The 15891-nt window shown below is 66.4% G+C and carries 13 protein-coding genes; 6 read left to right on the top strand and 7 right to left on the bottom strand.

Annotated features, from left to right (window positions below):
* Positions 1–29 precede the first annotated feature (29 nt).
* The 5 genes from fhuB to H146_RS0114815 form a co-directional block, all read right to left on the bottom strand.
* Entirely contained in the window at positions 30–2012 is a 1983-nt protein-coding gene (gene fhuB / locus H146_RS0114835) for a Fe(3+)-hydroxamate ABC transporter permease FhuB (protein ID WP_019952676.1), read from the bottom strand.
* Positions 2005–2928: an ABC transporter substrate-binding protein gene (locus H146_RS0114830; RefSeq protein ID WP_156826843.1), complete on the bottom strand. Its 924-nt coding sequence runs from the start codon at positions 2926–2928 to the stop codon at positions 2005–2007. The genes fhuB and H146_RS0114830 overlap by 8 nt, the downstream gene beginning before the upstream one ends.
* Positions 2929–3119: 191 nt before the next feature.
* Positions 3120–3887: an ATP-binding cassette domain-containing protein gene (locus H146_RS0114825; protein ID WP_019952674.1), complete on the bottom strand. Its 768-nt coding sequence runs from the start codon at positions 3885–3887 to the stop codon at positions 3120–3122.
* A gap of 116 nt (positions 3888–4003) precedes the next feature.
* Complete coding sequence (locus H146_RS0114820) at positions 4004–6106, bottom strand: TonB-dependent siderophore receptor (RefSeq protein ID WP_019952673.1); 2103 nt, start codon at positions 6104–6106, stop codon at positions 4004–4006.
* Between the two features lie 368 nt (positions 6107–6474).
* Positions 6475–7413: a helix-turn-helix transcriptional regulator gene (locus H146_RS0114815; RefSeq protein ID WP_019952672.1), complete on the bottom strand. Its 939-nt coding sequence runs from the start codon at positions 7411–7413 to the stop codon at positions 6475–6477.
* 183 nt (positions 7414–7596) lie between these two features.
* Here H146_RS0114815 and H146_RS0114810 point away from each other — a divergent pair, with 183 nt between their 5' ends.
* The 4 genes from H146_RS0114810 to H146_RS0114795 all read left to right on the top strand — a co-directional run bounded on the left by H146_RS0114810 (position 7597) and on the right by H146_RS0114795 (position 11454).
* Positions 7597–8367, top strand: a complete 771-nt coding sequence (locus H146_RS0114810) for an ABC transporter ATP-binding protein (RefSeq protein WP_019952671.1) — start codon at positions 7597–7599, stop codon at positions 8365–8367.
* Between the two features lie 61 nt (positions 8368–8428).
* Entirely contained in the window at positions 8429–9133 is a 705-nt protein-coding gene (locus H146_RS0114805) for an ABC transporter ATP-binding protein (RefSeq protein ID WP_019952670.1), read from the top strand.
* A gap of 36 nt (positions 9134–9169) precedes the next feature.
* Positions 9170–10168 carry a branched-chain amino acid ABC transporter permease gene (locus tag H146_RS0114800; protein ID WP_019952669.1) on the top strand — a complete coding sequence of 333 codons (999 nt, stop codon included), beginning with the start codon at positions 9170–9172 and terminating at the stop codon, positions 10166–10168.
* Positions 10168–11454, top strand: coding sequence for a branched-chain amino acid ABC transporter permease (locus H146_RS0114795; RefSeq protein WP_019952668.1), 1287 nt, complete (start codon positions 10168–10170; stop codon positions 11452–11454). Before H146_RS0114800 ends, H146_RS0114795 begins: the two co-directional genes overlap by 1 nt.
* Positions 11455–11620: 166 nt before the next feature.
* Here the strand turns inward: H146_RS0114795 and H146_RS0114790 are convergent, their stop codons facing one another.
* Together H146_RS0114790 and H146_RS0114785 are read right to left on the bottom strand one after the other, a co-directional pair.
* A complete protein-coding gene (locus tag H146_RS0114790; RefSeq protein WP_019952667.1) occupies positions 11621–12823 on the bottom strand; it encodes an ABC transporter substrate-binding protein in 1203 nt (400 codons plus the stop codon).
* 113 nt (positions 12824–12936) lie between these two features.
* Complete coding sequence (locus H146_RS0114785; protein WP_026352018.1) at positions 12937–13845, bottom strand: LysR substrate-binding domain-containing protein; 909 nt, start codon at positions 13843–13845, stop codon at positions 12937–12939.
* Between the two features lie 108 nt (positions 13846–13953).
* Here H146_RS0114785 and H146_RS19530 point away from each other — a divergent pair, with 108 nt between their 5' ends.
* Both H146_RS19530 and H146_RS0114775 read left to right on the top strand, forming a co-directional pair.
* Entirely contained in the window at positions 13954–14871 is a 918-nt protein-coding gene (locus H146_RS19530) for a DMT family transporter (protein ID WP_156826842.1), read from the top strand.
* A gap of 114 nt (positions 14872–14985) precedes the next feature.
* Positions 14986–15882, top strand: a complete 897-nt coding sequence (locus tag H146_RS0114775) for a DMT family transporter (protein WP_019952664.1) — start codon at positions 14986–14988, stop codon at positions 15880–15882.
* The last annotated feature ends 9 nt before the right edge of the window (positions 15883–15891 follow it).

Raw genomic sequence — 15891 nt, 5'->3', positions numbered from 1 at the left:
ACGCATCTCGTATCACTTGCGGTCCGGGCTTATAGCCGGCGCAGCCCCCACATGAACCAGGCGCCGCCCAGCAGCGAGGCGACCAGCCCGGCGGGAATCTCGTCGGGGAACAGCAGCTGCCGGCCGAGCCAGTCGGCGACGATCATCAGCAGCGCGCCGAGCAGGGCAGCGCCCAACAGGTGCCAGCGGGCGCGGGAGAAGCCCAGCAGGCGCGCCATGTGTGGCGCCAGCAGGCCCACGAAGGAGAGCGGACCGACCACCAGGGTGGCGCAGGCGGTGAACAGCGCCACCAGCCCCAGCAGGACAAGCCGCGCGTAGCGGGTGTTGACGCCCAGCGCCCGGGCCGTGGGCGTGCCCAGTGGCAGCAGGTCGAGCCAGCGCGACAGCGGCAGGGTAGCGAGGCCGAACAGCAGGGCCAGGGCGATGATGATGAGCGCGGTGGGCAGGTCGACGTAGTAGGTCGACCCCGACATCCAGGCGATGATCTGCTGCCCGCGAGGGTCGCCGCCGGCAAGGATGAAATGGCGCACCGCATCGAACAGCGCGGTGATGGCGACGCCGCTGAGCAGCAGCCGCTCGGGCAGGAAACCGCTGCGGCCGTTGAGCGCGATCAGCACCCCCAGTGTGGTCAGCGCTCCGAGGGTGCCGATGCCGATCAGGGTCCACTGACCGGCGCCGGGAATCAGCAGGATGGCCAGGATCAGGGCGATCGCCGTGCCGCCGCTGACGCCCAACACCTCGGGGCTGGCCATGGGGTTGCCGGTGACGCGCTGGATCAGCGTGCCGGCGAGCGCCAGCAGCACGCCGGCGGCGGCGGCGGCCAGCAGGCGCGGCGCTCGCCACTGAATCATCGCTGCATCGCCTGCCCCCGGCAGCCACTGCCAGCCTTCGGCGTTCTGGCCGGAGAGCAGGGCGAGGGCGGTTGCGGCCAGCAGGGCTGCACTCAGTATCGCCGGCAGAGCGGGCGTGGCGCGGCGCACAGGGAGCGCGGCGGCAGTGGCCGGTCGGCCAGCGCCGAGGCCGAGACGCGGGATCAGCCACAGCAGCAGCGGGGCGCCCAGCGCGGCGGTGGTGGCGCCGGTCGGAATCAGGGTCGGCAGGGCGCCGGCAAAGCGCTGTAGCAGCAGATCGGTCACGGCCAGCAAGAGCGCGCCGAGCAGGCTCGACCACACCAGTCGCGGCCCCAGCCGTCGCGCCCCGGCCAGTCGTACGATGGCCGGCGCCGCCAGGCCGATGAAGCCGATGATGCCCACCACGCTGACCACGCAGGCGGTTACAAAAACCGCCAGCGCGAGGCTCACCAGCCGCAGGTATTTGAGCGATACGCCCAGGGCGCGGGCGTTGCTGTCCTCCAGTGCCAGAACGCTCAGCGGCTTTAATATGAGAGCAGCCAACAGCGCGCCAATGAGCAGCCGCGGCCACAGAAAGATCACGCCGTCCCAGCCGCTCTGCGCCAGCGAGCCGGCGCTCCAGATCAAAAGGCCGCTCAGCGCCTCCTGATGGAACAGCAGCAGCACCATCGCCAGCGCCCCGCAGTACAGGTTGACCACCAGCCCTGCCAGCACCACCACCATCGGCGCCAGCCCGCGCTGCCAGGCGAGCAGAAACACGACTCCCATGGCCAGTCCCCCGCTGGCCAGCGCCACCCATTCACGCCCCATCACCAGTAGCCCGGGCGCCAGCAGGGTGGCTGCCATCAGCCCCAGATTGGCGCCGCTGGCGACGCCCAGGGTGGTGGGCGCCGCCAGCGGGTTGCGCAGCACCTGCTGCATCAGTACGCCGGCCAGTGCCAACCCGGCGCCCGCCAGCAGCGCAATGAAAAGGCGCGGCCACCAGCTGTAGTGCGTCACCACAACGCCGCTGCCGGCCTCGGCGCTCACCGGCAGCAGTGCCTGCAGGCCGTCCTGCAACGAGACCTGCTGCGTCAGGCCCTGCCCTGCCAACATCAGCATGAGCAGTGACAGCAGCAGGCAGAGCCTGGCCGGCGTCACGGCGCGCGCCATGTCAGGCATCCGGCGTGCTCCCGGGCGCCGGTAGCGACGCCCCGGTGTCCGCCGTCAGGGCATTCGTCAACAGCTCGGCGAAGCGCCTGGCCGAGGCCAGCGCACCGAAACTCCACGCTGGCGGCAGATACAGTACCGGCGTTTGGCGGGTGTCGCGCAGGTGGCGCCACAGGCCGCTGCTGTCCAGCGTCTCGGCGACGCCGGTGGGCAGCGGTTCGATCACCAGGATGCGCGCATCGTCGAAGTCGAGTAGCCGCTCCAGGCCCACCAGCGAGAACCCCCAGGCATTGGTCGGCTCGTGCCAGGCGTTGTCGAGCCCCAGCCGATCGAGCACCGCCTGGTAGAGTCCGCCCTCGCCAAAAACGCGCACGTGGCGGGCGTCCATGAACTGCACCAGCAGCAGCGGCGGTGTGTGCTCGGGCAGGCGTCGGCGTTTCTCCCTCAGCGCCGCCTCGGTGGCGTTGATCAACTGCTCCCCGGCCTGTTCGCGCCCGGCGATGGCCGCCACCCTGCGAGTGGCCTCGCGCAGGTTGTGCCAGGTATCGCCCGGCGCTGCGTAGAGGCTGACGGTGGTTACCGGTGCGATGCGCGACAGCCGCGGCTCGAGCGCGGCAAACAGGGGCGAGATCAGGATGCGATCCGGCTCGAGGCTGGCCAGCAGCTCCAGGTTGGGCTGGGCGCGCAGGCCGAGATCGGCCACCTCGGCGGGAATGGCCGGTTCGCCCACCCACTCGCGGTAGGCGTCGATCTGTGCCACCCCGGCTGGATTGACGCCCAGCGCCAGCAGCGTCTCCGCCAGCGGCCAGTCGAGGGTGGCGATCGCGGGAGTCGCCGCGGCGCGGTTCGACGCTGCCGCCGGGGCGATCATCACCACGGCGAGCAGTAGCGCCAGGACCCCGGTGGACAGGGGGGCGCGCAACGGCATCAGGATCAGGCGCTGTCTGAAAAGTGCCTGCGCACGTCCATACGGCGTTAAAAATTGACTCAGGAGGCCCATTGGCACCCCGTAAACTCCGCGCTTTCGCCCATTTTTGCCTTGTCTGATCTTCGCTTGTCGATTTTCAAACAGAGCCCGAGGCGTTGGCGGCGCGAACGCGGTCTCCGGTTGTGGGGGAATCAATTCACAACGGCGATGGCGTGCTCGCCGCCCGGATGGGGCATCACCTGCATGGGAATACCGTAGATCGCTTCCAGGGTGGTGGCGCACATCATCTCGTCCGGCGAGCCACCGGCCAGCAGTTGGCCCTGGCGCAGTGCCAGCAGCCGGTCGCAGTAGCGCGCCGCCATGTTGACGTCGTGCAGTACCACCACAACGCACAGATTCAGCTCCCGGCAGAGCCGGCGCACCAGCGCCAGCACCTCGACCTGGTGGGCGATATCCAGCGCCGCCAGGGGTTCATCGAGCAGTAGACAGCGGCTGCCCTGGGCGATCAGCATGGCCAGCCAGACACGCTGGCGCTCGCCGCCGGAGAGGGTATCGACCGGCCGCTCGGCGAAGGCCTCGGTGTGCGTCAGCGCCAGGGCGCGGTCGATGTGGCGGCGGTCCTCGCGGCGGGTGCGCCCCAGCAGGCCGTGCCAGGGGTAGCGACCGAAGGCCACCAGCTCGCGGCCGGTGAGGCCGTCGGCGGCGGGCAGATGCTGTGGCAGATAGGCCACCTGGCGGGCAAATTCGCGGCTGCCCCAGGTGTGCAGCGCGCGCCCGTCGAGGCGGATCTCGCCGCGGCTTGCCGGCTGCTGGCGCGCCAGCAGCTTGAGCAGGGTCGATTTACCGGAACCGTTATGGCCGATGAGGCCGTAGACCTGCCCTTCGCCGCAGCTCAGGCTGGTCGGCGCGAGCAGGCACTTGCCCGCCACTTCGAAACTGGCGGCATCAACGTCGAACATGGGGTGGCTTCCCCGCGTAAAGAAAGCGTTAAATCGCGATCCTGATTCAAACCGCAATGGTTATCAAGAGCATCGAAGCCACCGTCGGATACGGGGACCCGTTCAAAAGCGTCTGTTCAGAAACGATAGTCCAGTGTCGCGGTGACGCTGCGCTCGTCGCCGAAGTAGCAGTAAGTGGGGCTGAAACAGGCGCTGACATACGCCTCGTCGAACAGGTTGGCGGCGTTGAGGCGCAGGCTGGCCCCCTCCAGCGCGGTCGAGAGCTCGCCCAGCTCGACACTCACGAAGGCGTCGACAAGGGTGTAATCGTCGGTCTGCAGCCGGTTGTCGGCGCTGGCCTGCAGCTCGCCCATCCAGCGGGCGCCGATGCCGCCACGCACGCCGCCGCGGAAATCCCGCGCCAGCCACAGCGAGGCCATCTGTTCGGGAGTCTTGACCGGCGTATTGCCCGCTTCGATATTCGGCGCCACCAGCGCATTGTCGTGCTGGTATTCGACCTCGCTGTAGCTGTAGCCGGCGATCACATCGAGACGCTCGGTGAGGCCGATGTTGGCCGACAGCTCGAGGCCGCGAGAGCGGATATCGCCGACGCCGACGTAGCGGATCGGCGTGACGCTGCTGCGCTGCTGAACGTTTTGCTGGGTCAGGTCATAAAGGGCGAGGGTGTAGAGGTTCGCGCTGCCCGGCGGCTGATACTTGACCCCGATCTCGTGCTGAAAGCTCTCCACCGGCGCCGGCACGTTGCCGTCGACCCCCGTATCGGTGCTCGGATTGAAGGCTTCGCTATAGCTGTAGTAGGGCGCGATACCGTTTGCGAAGCGGTAGAGCAGTGAGCCCTGGGCCGAGAAGTCGCTGTCGCTGCGGCTGTCGGTGTCGCCGCTCAGGCGGTCGTGATACTCGCGGTCGATATAGTCCTGGCGTCCGCCCAGCGTCAGGTGCCAGCGGCCCAGCTGCATCTGATCCTGCAGGTAGACACCGGCCTGCTGCACTTCGCGACGCTGGCGCGTATTGACCGTGGGTGGGCCGGTCAGCGGGTCGCGACTGTAGTCGGGATTGAAGGGGTCAAGCGGCGTCGCGCCGGCACCGCTGAAGACGACATCGTTTTCTCGCCACTGGTAGTCCACCCCGGCCAGCAGGGTGTGCGCCACGCTGCCGGTGTCGAACTGCCGGGTCAGGTGGTTGTCGGTCGAAAGCGCCTGCAGGTCTTCGTCGGCGCCCGCATAGTAGCGCGCCAGCTCCGGGCCGTTGCCGCTGAAGCCGATCTGATAGACCTGCTGCTGAGTGACGTCCATGTTGATGTAGCGCAGCTTCGAGTTGAAGGTCAGCGCCTCGCTGGCGCGGTGTTCGAGCTGCAGCGCGAAGATACGCTGGTCGCGCTCGAACACGTCGCGCTGCGGTGCGGCATCCGAGAAGGAGGGCTCGACGCTGCGGCCGAAGCGCTCGTCGCTGACGCTCAGGTCATAGGGCACCGCGCCGTGAAAATCGGCCGATGGGTCATGCTGCAGGTAAGCCTGCAGCAGCAGGTCGGTATGCGGCGAGGGGTGCAGCTCGAGCTGTGGCATCACGGCATAGCGCTCGCGCTCGGCAACGTCGAACTGGGTATCGGAGCGGCTGGCGTGGGCGGTGACGCGGTAGTCGGCCCACTCGCCGTCGCCCACCGGGCCGGTCAGGTCGAGCCCGGCGCTGCGGCTGTTGAAGTTGCCGACGCTCAGGCGCAGCAGCCGCTGGCGTTCATCCAGCGGGCGTTTGCTGGTGAAGTCGACCAGCCCGCCCGGCATGGCACGGCCGTAGAGCGCCGACGCCGGGCCCTTGAGCACGTCGATGCGCTCGAGGAAAAAGGGGTCGATCTGAATCGCCGAATAGGAGCCGGGGTCGGTCTGCAGGCGCATGCCGTCGAGAAAGGTGTTGTCGACGTCGCCGCCGTAGAAGCCGCGCAGCGACACCTTGTCCGAGCGGTCCGAGCCGCCCGCCAGCCCGGTGAAGGCGCCGGGCGTGTAGAGCAGGGCGTCGTTCATGCTCTGAACGTTCTGGTCATCGAGCTGCTGGCGGGTGATGACATCGACGCTGCGCGCCGTCTCGATCAGCGGCGTGGCGGTCTTGCCGGCGGCGTTGCTGGCCTCGACACGGTAGCCCTCGGTGGGGCCGGTGATCTCCGCCAGCGAGGCGGCGGTGACCACCAGCGACGGCGTCTCGGCGCGCTGCTCGGCGGCGAGTGCCATTCCGGCATGGCCGGTCAGCAGGACGGCGGCCAGTAGTGATGTGTGGGCGACACGGTGATAGCCGCCAGGAGGATGTCTACAAAAGGGCTGCGTTCGATAATACAGCGTTAAAATTGACCTCAAATGCTCATTTAACCTCAAGTAAACGCCACGTTTTCGGTCAATTTTGCCTTGTCCTGCCTTCACTCGCCTGTTTTGTAAACACCCTCTGGTGTGCAGTGACATATTCCCTGATCCTTGCGCCTGTCGTTATGGAATGAGAATTATTATCTTTTCACGCGGCGTGCGAGTCTGCGCAGTGCGCAGGATGTTTTGCGCCGTGCTCAATCGTGGGCTATCGGGTGGGGCAGGTTCGATTCCGAAGGGGATCAACGCTGGCGCGCAATGGCACCGGGTGAAACGCCAAAGTGGCGGCGAAAGGCGGTGGAGAAGTTGCCGGCATGGCGATAGCCGCAGAAGTGGGCGGTCTGCTGCACGCCGAGGCCCGCGGCAAGGTAGTTGCGGGCCAGCGCAAGACGGAAGTGGCGCAGGTCGTCGAAGACGCTGCGGCCGAAGGCGGCGCGGTATTTGCGCCGCAGGCCGGCGGGGCTCATGGCGGCCAGCTGTGCCAGGTCGTCAAGGCGGTGTTCGCCGGCCGGAGTGCGGCGCAGCGCCTCGCGGACCCGCTCCAGGCGCTGCCGTTCGGCCGAGGGCGGCGCAGTCGCGGGGCTGTCGGCAGTCGTCAGGCCATGGGCCAGCAGCTGTAGAGCGAGCCCTTCCCGCTGTAGCTGCCGTGCCGGGCCGTCAAGCGGCGAGGCCAGTGCCTCCTCCAGCGCGCCGCGCAGTGTGGCGGGCAGGGGCCAGGCCTGCATGCGCGATGCTGGCGCCAGCGTCGCGCCGCCGTTGAGCGCCGCCAGTCGTGGCGCGTCGACACTCAGGGTGAGGGCGCGGATGCGCTGACCGGCCGGTTGGCTGGCCAGCAGCGCGTCGCGCTCGCCGAGGCGGACACTGAGCGCCATGCCGGGGCCCAGTGTGAGGCGTTGCGCCCCCAGCTGCAGTGACGCCTCGCCGGCCAGCATGACGATGATCGACAGCGGGGTGGGGGCGCGCGAGCGGGAGTCGTAGCGCTCCAGCACCTCGATATCAGAGGTGACCAACTGCATGCCGGGCGCCGGGCAGAGCTCCTGAACCCGCCCACGCAGCACCGTGGCGGCGCGCTGGTGCAGCTCGGGGAAGCGGTAGTCGATGCCGTAGTGGCGGCCCAGTGCCTGCAGTTGCCGGGAGGTATGGGGGCGAACGACGCCAGCGGTGTCGGCGGAGGTCGTCATGGCGTTGAATTCTTTGGCACATAAATGATCGATGCCGCTACGTATCTCATGTTCACCCGGCTTTGAACAAGCGTTACCAGCCTGTCATGGCGATGGCTGCTGCACGTCGGCAAAAGGCTGTTAAAATGCGTCCTTCGGCCCCCCCTCGGGGACACAATAGCCACAACGCCGCAGGAAAAAGCGATGACGCCCATCATCGATGTCTGCAATATCCGCAAGTCGTTCGGCGGCCTGACCGTTATCGACGACTGTTCCGTGCGTATCGCCGAGGGTTCGATTACCGGCATGATCGGTCCCAACGGGGCCGGCAAGTCCACCCTGTTCAATATCATCGCCGGCAGCCTTGCGCCCGACAGCGGCGAGGTGCTGCTCGACGGCGAGCCCATCACATCGCTGCCCGCCCACCTGCGCTTTCACAAGGGGCTGTTGCGTACCTTTCAGATCGCCCATGAATTCAGCCACCTGACCGCGCTGGAGAACCTGATGATGGTGCCGCCGGCGCAGGAGGGCGAGCGGCTTTTCAGCAACTGGCTGAGGCCGGGCCGGGTGCGGCGTGAAGAGGCTGAAGTGCGCCGCCGGGCGCAGGAGGTGCTCGACTTTATCGGCCTGACGCGGGTGCGCAACGAGCCGGCCGGCAACCTTTCCGGCGGCCAGAAGAAGCTGCTCGAACTGGGCCGTACCATGATGACCGAGGCGCGCGTAGTGCTGCTCGACGAGATCGCCGCCGGGGTCAACCGCACGCTGCTGGGCGATCTGATCGGCAATATCGAGCGGCTCAACCGCGAAATGGGCTACACCTTCCTCGTTATCGAGCACGATATGGACATGATCGCGCGGCTGTGCGATCCGGTGATCGTGCTGGCCGAGGGGCGGGTGATGCTGGAGGGGCCGATCGAGGAGGTGCAGAGCCACCCCGAGGTGATCGAGGCCTATTTCGGCGCGCAGAGCGCCTGACGCCAGCCAACGACAACACCAGCCAACGACAACAACAGACGCACAACCACACGAGTACGCCATGCCACTACTGGAAGCGAGCGACGTTCACGGCGGCTACGGCGGCATGAACATTCTCAACGGCGTCAACATGACGATCGAGGCCGACGAGATCGGCGTGATCGTCGGCCCCAACGGCGCCGGCAAGTCGACCATGTTGAAGGCCATCTTCGGTCTTTTGACCGTCACCGCCGGCGAGATTCGCCTGCGCGGCGAGCTGATCAACAACCTCTCGCCACATCGGCTGGTGGAGATGGGCATGGGCTTCGTGCCGCAGGAGCGCAATATCTTTCCCGGCCTTACCGTCGAGGAGAACCTCGACATGGGCGCCTTTCTCAAACCCGCCACCGCACCGCGCATGAAGGCGCAGATCTACGACATCTTTCCGCCGCTGCGCGACAAGCGCCGTCAGCCCGCCGGCGAGCTCTCCGGCGGCCAGCGTCAGATGGTCGCCATGGGCCGCGCGATGATGAACGAGCCCGGCATGCTGCTGCTCGATGAGCCCACCGCCGGCCTGTCGCCGCGTTATATGAACGAGATCTTCGAGCGGATCAGGGCGATCAATGCCGCCGGCGTCGGCATCCTGATGGTGGAACAGAATGCCCGTCAGGCGCTGGGCATCGCCCACCGCGGTTTCGTGCTTGCCGCCGGCCAGAACCGCTTTACCGACAGTGGTGAGGCGCTGCTCAACGACCCCCGGGTGGCGCGAAGTTTCCTCGGCGGCTGAGACGCTGCCCATCCAGTACTGCGGAGAGAGTCCGTCGTGAATGAACTGATTTTTTTCTTCAACTATGTGGTGGTCGCCGGCAGTGTGACCGGCAGCATCTACGCCATCGGCGCGATCGGTGTGACGCTGATCTACAGCATTCTGCGCTTCGCCCATTTCGCTCACGCCGACATGATGACGCTGGGCGCTTTCATTGCGCTTTTGCTGACCATGGCGTTTCCCCACGCCGGTGATGTCGTCGGCCTGCCCACTGCCATCGTCATGCTGCCGCTCAGTATGGCGTTGACCTCGCTGGCGGCGGTGGGGATTGATCGCGTCTGCTACCAGCCGCTGCGCGCTCAGGGGGTCAGGCCGATCGTGATGGTGATCGCCTCGCTGGGGGTGGCCCTGATGCTGCAGGGGGCGATCCGCCTGTTCGCCGGCACCGGCGCGCAGAGTCTCTACGTCGAGGCGCGCAAGGCGATCTTTCGTATCGAGCTGCCCGGCGTGGCGCGGCCGATCGTGGTCACCGAGCCGCAGCTGATTCTGTTCGTGCTCACCGTCGTCGCGGTAGTCGGTCTGCAGCTCTTTCTGACCCGCACACGGATGGGCAAGGCGATGCGGGCGATGTCGGACAACCCGGATCTGGCCCGTGCCTGCGGCATCAATACCCGGGTGATCATCACCCTCACCTGGCTGATCGCCGGCTCGCTGGCGGCGATGGCCGGTACGCTGCTGTCGCTGGATGTGGCCTTCAAGCCGGATCTGAGCTTCTTCCTGCTGTTGCCGATCTTTGCCGCTGCCATCGTCGGCGGCGTTGGCAATCCCTGGGGGGCGATCGCCGGCGGCTTTCTGGTCGGCTTTGCCGAGACGCTGGCGGTGTTCAACTGGGCGGTGCTGCTGCGTCCACTACAGGCGATGCTGCCGGCCTGGCTGGAGCTGCCCAATAATCTCGCGCTGGTGGGTACCGAGTACAAGATCGTGGTGCCCTTTTTCATCCTGATCGCGGTGCTGGTCTGGCGCCCGACCGGCCTCTTCAAAGGGAAGGTGATCTGATGAACGATACCTCGTCACGCTCGCCGCGGCTGCCGCTGCGCGAGCTGCTGCTGTTTGCCGCCGTGGCGGTGGTCGTTGTAGGCGTGTTTGCCGTCATGGGCGGCGCCTACGCCACCCGTATGCTGGTCGAGACGGCCTGCTACGCCATTCTCGCGCTGGGGCTGACCGTGCAGTGGGGCTATGGAGGGCAGTTCAATGCCGGGGTGATGGGCTTTGTCGCTCTTGGCGGTTTCGCCGCGACCTTCGTCAGCATTCCGGTCAATACCGCCTTCTGGGCCAGCGATCTGCCGCTGCGGCTGGGAAGCGTGCTGCTGGCGGGGCTGGCGGTGATCGCGCTGGTGGTCGCCGTCAGCCGCCTCGACCGGCTCGGTGTGCCGTCCTGGCTGCGTACCCTGCTGGCGGTGGTGGTGGGTCTGGTCGGCTATCTGGTCGTGATCAGCTGGATGCGCAGCGTGGCCGGCGATATTCAGTCGCGGGTGGATTTCGTCGGCGGGCTCGGGTTGTCACCGCTGCTGGGCTGGATCGTCGGCGGCGCGCTGGCCGGCGGCATGGGCTATTTCATCGGGCGTATCTGCCTGGGGCTACGCAGCGACTATCTGGTCATCGCCACCCTTGGTATCGCCGAGATCATCAAGGCGTTTTTGAAAAACGCCGACTGGCTGACCCGCGGCACCGCGACCATCTCGCCGCTGCCCTGGCCGGTGCCGGAGCCCGGCGATGTGGGCTTTCTGACCGCCCGCGCGCTCTATCTGTCGCTGACGGCGGTGATGATTGCGGTGATCTTTTTTCTGCTCCATCGCGCCTATCACGCCCCCTGGGGGCGCATGATCCGCGCCATCCGCGACAACGAGACCGCCGCCGCGGCGATGGGCAAGTCGATCACCCGCCGGCACATGGAGATCTTTGTGTTCGGCTGCATTCTGATGGGTATCGGCGGCGCTGCCCTGACCAGCTTCACTGGTATCTTCGACCCCCAGGGCTATCAGCCGCTCAACCACACCTTTCTGGTGCTGGTGATGGTGATTCTGGGCGGGCCGGGCAACAACCTCGGCACCCTGTTCGGCGCCGTGCTGGTCTATATCGTCTGGATCATGTCGGGGCCGCTGGCGCTGGCGCTGATGCAGCTGGTGACCGGCCTGGGCGGTGACTGGTTCGGCTGGCAGCCGGGCAATCTGGACAGCCGCGCCCTGCAGGCGCGGGTGTTCGTGATCGGCCTGCTGATCGTGACCGTGCTGCGCTTCGCACCGCGCGGGCTGATTCCCGAGAAGGTGGCGCGCCACGACTAGTTTTCAGGCGAAAGTTCGGGAGTATGTTTCAGAGCCGGAGGCAGGTTTGCGCAAGGGCGCTATGAACCCGTCCATGGGCGCTACTTTCGACATCCCTGTCGAAAGACCCCTGCTTCAATCTGCCTCCCGGCTCTCTCGCGTTAGAGCAAGGTTTTGAGAAATGCCTTTACTCGCCAACCGGCCCTTTGGTGACGAACTGGCCGTTTTCGACCACCATCTCGACCACGAAGCCCGGCACGTCGCCGTTGTCGTCGAAATCCTGACTGCCGGCGGCGCCCTCGTAGTCAACGTCCTGGCCGTCGTCGATCAGCCGTTTGGCCTTCTCCCACTCGCCCGGCAGAATCGTCTCGCCCGGTGCGCTGGCGACCTCGCGCAGAGCCTGTGACAGCCCTTCGCGGTCGGCGCTGCCGTTTTTCTCGATCGCCAGCGCCAGCAGGAAGGCGGCGTCGTAGGACTGGGCGGTAAAGACCGCATTGGGGTCGATATCCGCCGCTTCCGCCAGCTTGTCGAAGGTCTCGGTACCCTGGGTATCCGGCGAGCCGGGACGGGTGGCAATCATGCCCTCGAGTACGTCGGGGCCGACCGCCTCGATCAGGTCGTTGCTGGCCATGCCGTCGGCGCCGGCAAACTGCGTGAAGGCGCCACTTTCATAGGCCTGGCGCAGCAGGGTCTGGCCGGAGCTGTCGGCGTAGGCCAGTACCACCAGGGTCGGCGCGCCGCTGGCGGAGAGCTGACCGATCTCGGAGCGGTAGTCGGCGCGGTTGTCCTCGTGGGCGAGGTTGGCCGCTACCGTGCCGCCGTCGTTTTCGAAGGCTTTGGTGAAGGCGTTGTCGAGCCCCTGGCCGTAGTCGTTGTTGACGTAGGTCACGGCGACGTTGTCGATCCCCTTCGACAGCAGCAGCCTGGCCAGCTGCTGACCCTGGAAGGCGTCCGAGGGTACGGTGCGATACACCAGGTCGTTATCTTCCAGATCGGTCACCGCCGGTGCCGTCGAGGCGGGGGAAACCATCACCACATTGCCGGGAATGGCGGCATTGTTGGCGGAGGCGATAGTGGCGCCGGTACACAGGGCGCCGACGATGGCGGTGACCTGCTCGCTGTTGACCATTCGGTCAGCGGCGTTGGAGGCGGCGGCGGCATCGGAGCAGGTGGTATCCCCGGAGGGCATCACCATCTGCTCGCCGTCGAGCAGTCCGCCCTGGTCGTTGACCTCCTGCATGGCCAACTGGGCGCCGGCGACAATGGAGGGCGTCATGCTCTCGATGGGGCCGGTAAAACCGCCCAGAAAACCGACCTTCACATCCGCCTGCGCCACGCCAGCGCAGGCCGAGGAAGCGGCAATGGCAAGTGCGAGAACTGTCTTCTTCATCGCTGTTTACTCTTTGTTGGTGGCGAATGGTTTGTGAGTGGTCAGGAAACACTTTTTTACTTTGCTGGTGGCGGTGACAAAAGACAAGCACCGGGTGGGTCGATGGCGTGCCTTCAGGCTGCGCAGGCCGCCAGCTGCGTCGCCAGCCACTGCGACACGGCGGCAACATCCTCGCTGGCGGTGCGGTGGCGAGCGAGATAGACCGACAGGCCGTTGTCCAGCGTGGTGTGCTCTTTCACCGGGCACACCAGATCGCCTCGCTCGATCAGCCGCTCGATACCCAGCCGCCAGCCCAGCGCGACGCCCTGGCCCGCCATGGCGGCTTCCAGAATGACCGTATAGCTGTCGAAGTGCCTGCCCTCGGGCACGCTGCCATGCCACTGCCTGTGGTCAAGCCACTGTGGCCAGTCCATCCAGCTATCGCCGCGCTGCTGGCTGAAATGCAACAGCGGCAGGGCCATTAGCTGTTCAAGGGCCAGGCTGTCGGCATCGGCCAGTGACGGGCTGCATACCGGCTGCACAATATCCGCCACCGAGAAGTGCGGTGTCAGCAGACCGCTGGGGCGGTCGCTGCACTGCAGGGCGAGATCGAAGCGTTCACCGGCCCGGGTCAGGGGCAGACTGGAGGCGCTGAGGCGAATCGTGATCTGCGGGTGGCGCCGGTGAAAATCGGCCAGACGCGGTACCAGCCAATACATGGCGATATAGAGTTCGGCAAAGAGCACGACCTCGCGCCGCGTGCCGAGCTGGCGAAGACGCCCGGCCTCGCCGGCGATCTCCTCAAGAGCGGCACTGGCGGTCACGAAGAACTGCTGCCCCGCCTCGGTGAGTTGCACCGCCCGGTGGTGTCGAGTGAAGAGGGCCGTGCCCAGATTCTCTTCCAGCGCGCGAATTCGGCGACTGATGGCGGCCTGGGTGAGGTGCAGCTCTTGTGCCGCCTGCTTGAAGCTGCCCAGCCGGGCGGCAGCCTCGAAGGGCAGCAGGGCGGAGAGCGGCGGCATTTCATGGCGTAGCCGGCTCATGGTGTTGGATTGACCTGAGGTTAATCGAAAGGACAATAAGATCGCATGAAAAAGGGGGCAAGCTCCATCACCCTTTCATTGATGTCAATCGACAAGGCAATAAGCGACATGAATGAAAGCTGGTTCTCAAGGGGTGGAGAGGGCGAGGCGGTCCTCATGATTGTGATCTGCAATCTGGCGCTTGCTACCAGCGATGCGCTGATCAAGCTGTCGGTCGAGCAGATCGGGGTCTGGCAGCTCTATGTGATGCGCGCTGCCTTCGCGCTTCCTCTTTTGGCCTTTTTAATGGCCCGCTGGCGCTGTTCAGCGCGGCCGCAGCGGCGGCGCTGGGTGGCGTTACGCAGCGTACTGATGGCGCTGATGTGGCTGCTGGTGTATACCGCGCTGCCATTGCTGCCGCTGTCGCTGGTGGCTGCCGGGCTCTATACCGCACCCCTGATGGTGGCCGTGCTGGATCGCCGCGAGGCGCTCGACCGGGGCACGCTAATCGCGTTGATCGTCGGTTTTGGCGGCGTACTGGCTGTTCTGCAGCCGGGAACCGAGCATTTTTCAATGGCCATGCTGCTGCCTCTGGGCGGGGCCGTCTGCTATGCACTGGCGGCGTTGATCACCCGCTATCGCTGTCAGTACGAGAGCGCTCTGATGCTGTCGCTGGGACTCAACCTGAGTTTTCCGCTACTGGCGTTGCCGATGCTGGCGCTGCTGGCAGTGGTCGATCTCCCCGCCGACAGGGTGGCCCACCACGCTTTCGTGTTGAGCGGCTGGCAGGAGGCGACGTCCTCGCTGTGGGGCGTGAGTGCCGTGCTGGCGTTTTTGATCGTGACCGCCAGTGTCACCATGGCGCGCGCTTATCAGCTGGGTAGCGCGGTACGCATCGCAACCTGTGACTACAGCTATCTGATTTTTGCCACCCTGTGGGGGCTTGTGCTGTTCGCCGAGTGGCCGGGAGTATTGTCACTGGTCGGGATGGTAATGATTGCAGTGGCCGGCAGCGCCACGTTCAGGGCAGGGCGCCGGAGGTGTTGATCGCGCGCGGGATGGTGTTTCACGTGAAACAGCAGTCTTCGCACCCTGGTCTGTCGTGTCACTATCCTGTGTTTTGAATGGCCCTGTGGTTTTAATGGCATAGCGGAGAAGTCGATGAGGTCGGTGCGACAACAGCAGTATCTCGCCAGTGCCCTGGTAGTGCTGGCGGGTTCGGTATGGGGGCTCTACTGGCTGCCGATACGTGCCATTTCGACGCAGTTCCTGCCCGGCGGCTGGGGCTCGCTGGCCGCCACGCTGATGGCGCTGGTGGTGCTGAGTCCGGCGGCGCTCTACTACCGCGGTGATCTGCGCCGTCTGCCGCTACGGTCACTGCTATGGCTGCTGCTGGGCGGCGCCTCCTTCATGTTCTACTCCATCGGCCTGGTACATGGCCGGGTGGCGACGGTGATTCTGCTGTTCTATCTCACCCCGGTATGGAGCACGCTGATCGCGCGTCTCGCGCTGCGCTGGCCGGTGCCGCCGCTGCGCTATGCGGTCATTGTGGTGGGGCTTTGCGGTCTGGCGCTGGTCTTGAGCGCCGAAGGGGGGCTGCCGCTGCCGCAGGGGGTAGGCGACTGGCTGGGGCTGGCCTCCGGGGTGATATGGGCGCTGGCGACCACCGGTATGCGGCTGTCGCCGATGCCGGGAGCGGCGGTAAGCGCTTTCGTGTTTGCCCTTGGCGGGGCGCTGGCGGCGCTGGTGCTGGCCACTCTGATGACCCCCTGGCCGGGGCTGCCGGCGCTCGCGGCATGGCCGCTGGCGGCGGGACAGCTACTGCTGGCCGGCGGGCTCTGGTGGGGGCTGGCGATGGTCGCGCTGCTGTGGGCCACCGCGCGGCTCGACCCCACCCGAGTGGGCATTCTGTTGATGAGTGAGGTGCTGGTGGGGGTGCTGTCGGCGGCCTGGCTGGCCAATGAGCCCTTCGGTGCGCTCGCGGTCCTCGGAGCGGTACTGGTGATCACGGCAGCGGCGCTGGAGCTGTGGCCGGTGCGCCGGTCGGTAGATGGCTGAGCGCGTTTC

It is taken from the genome of Kushneria aurantia DSM 21353, assembly GCF_000382245.1.
GTDB lineage: Bacteria > Pseudomonadota > Gammaproteobacteria > Pseudomonadales > Halomonadaceae > Kushneria > Kushneria aurantia.
The sequence above is the reverse complement of the archived record's forward strand: the minus strand, read 5'-3'. Positions and strand labels throughout refer to the sequence as shown.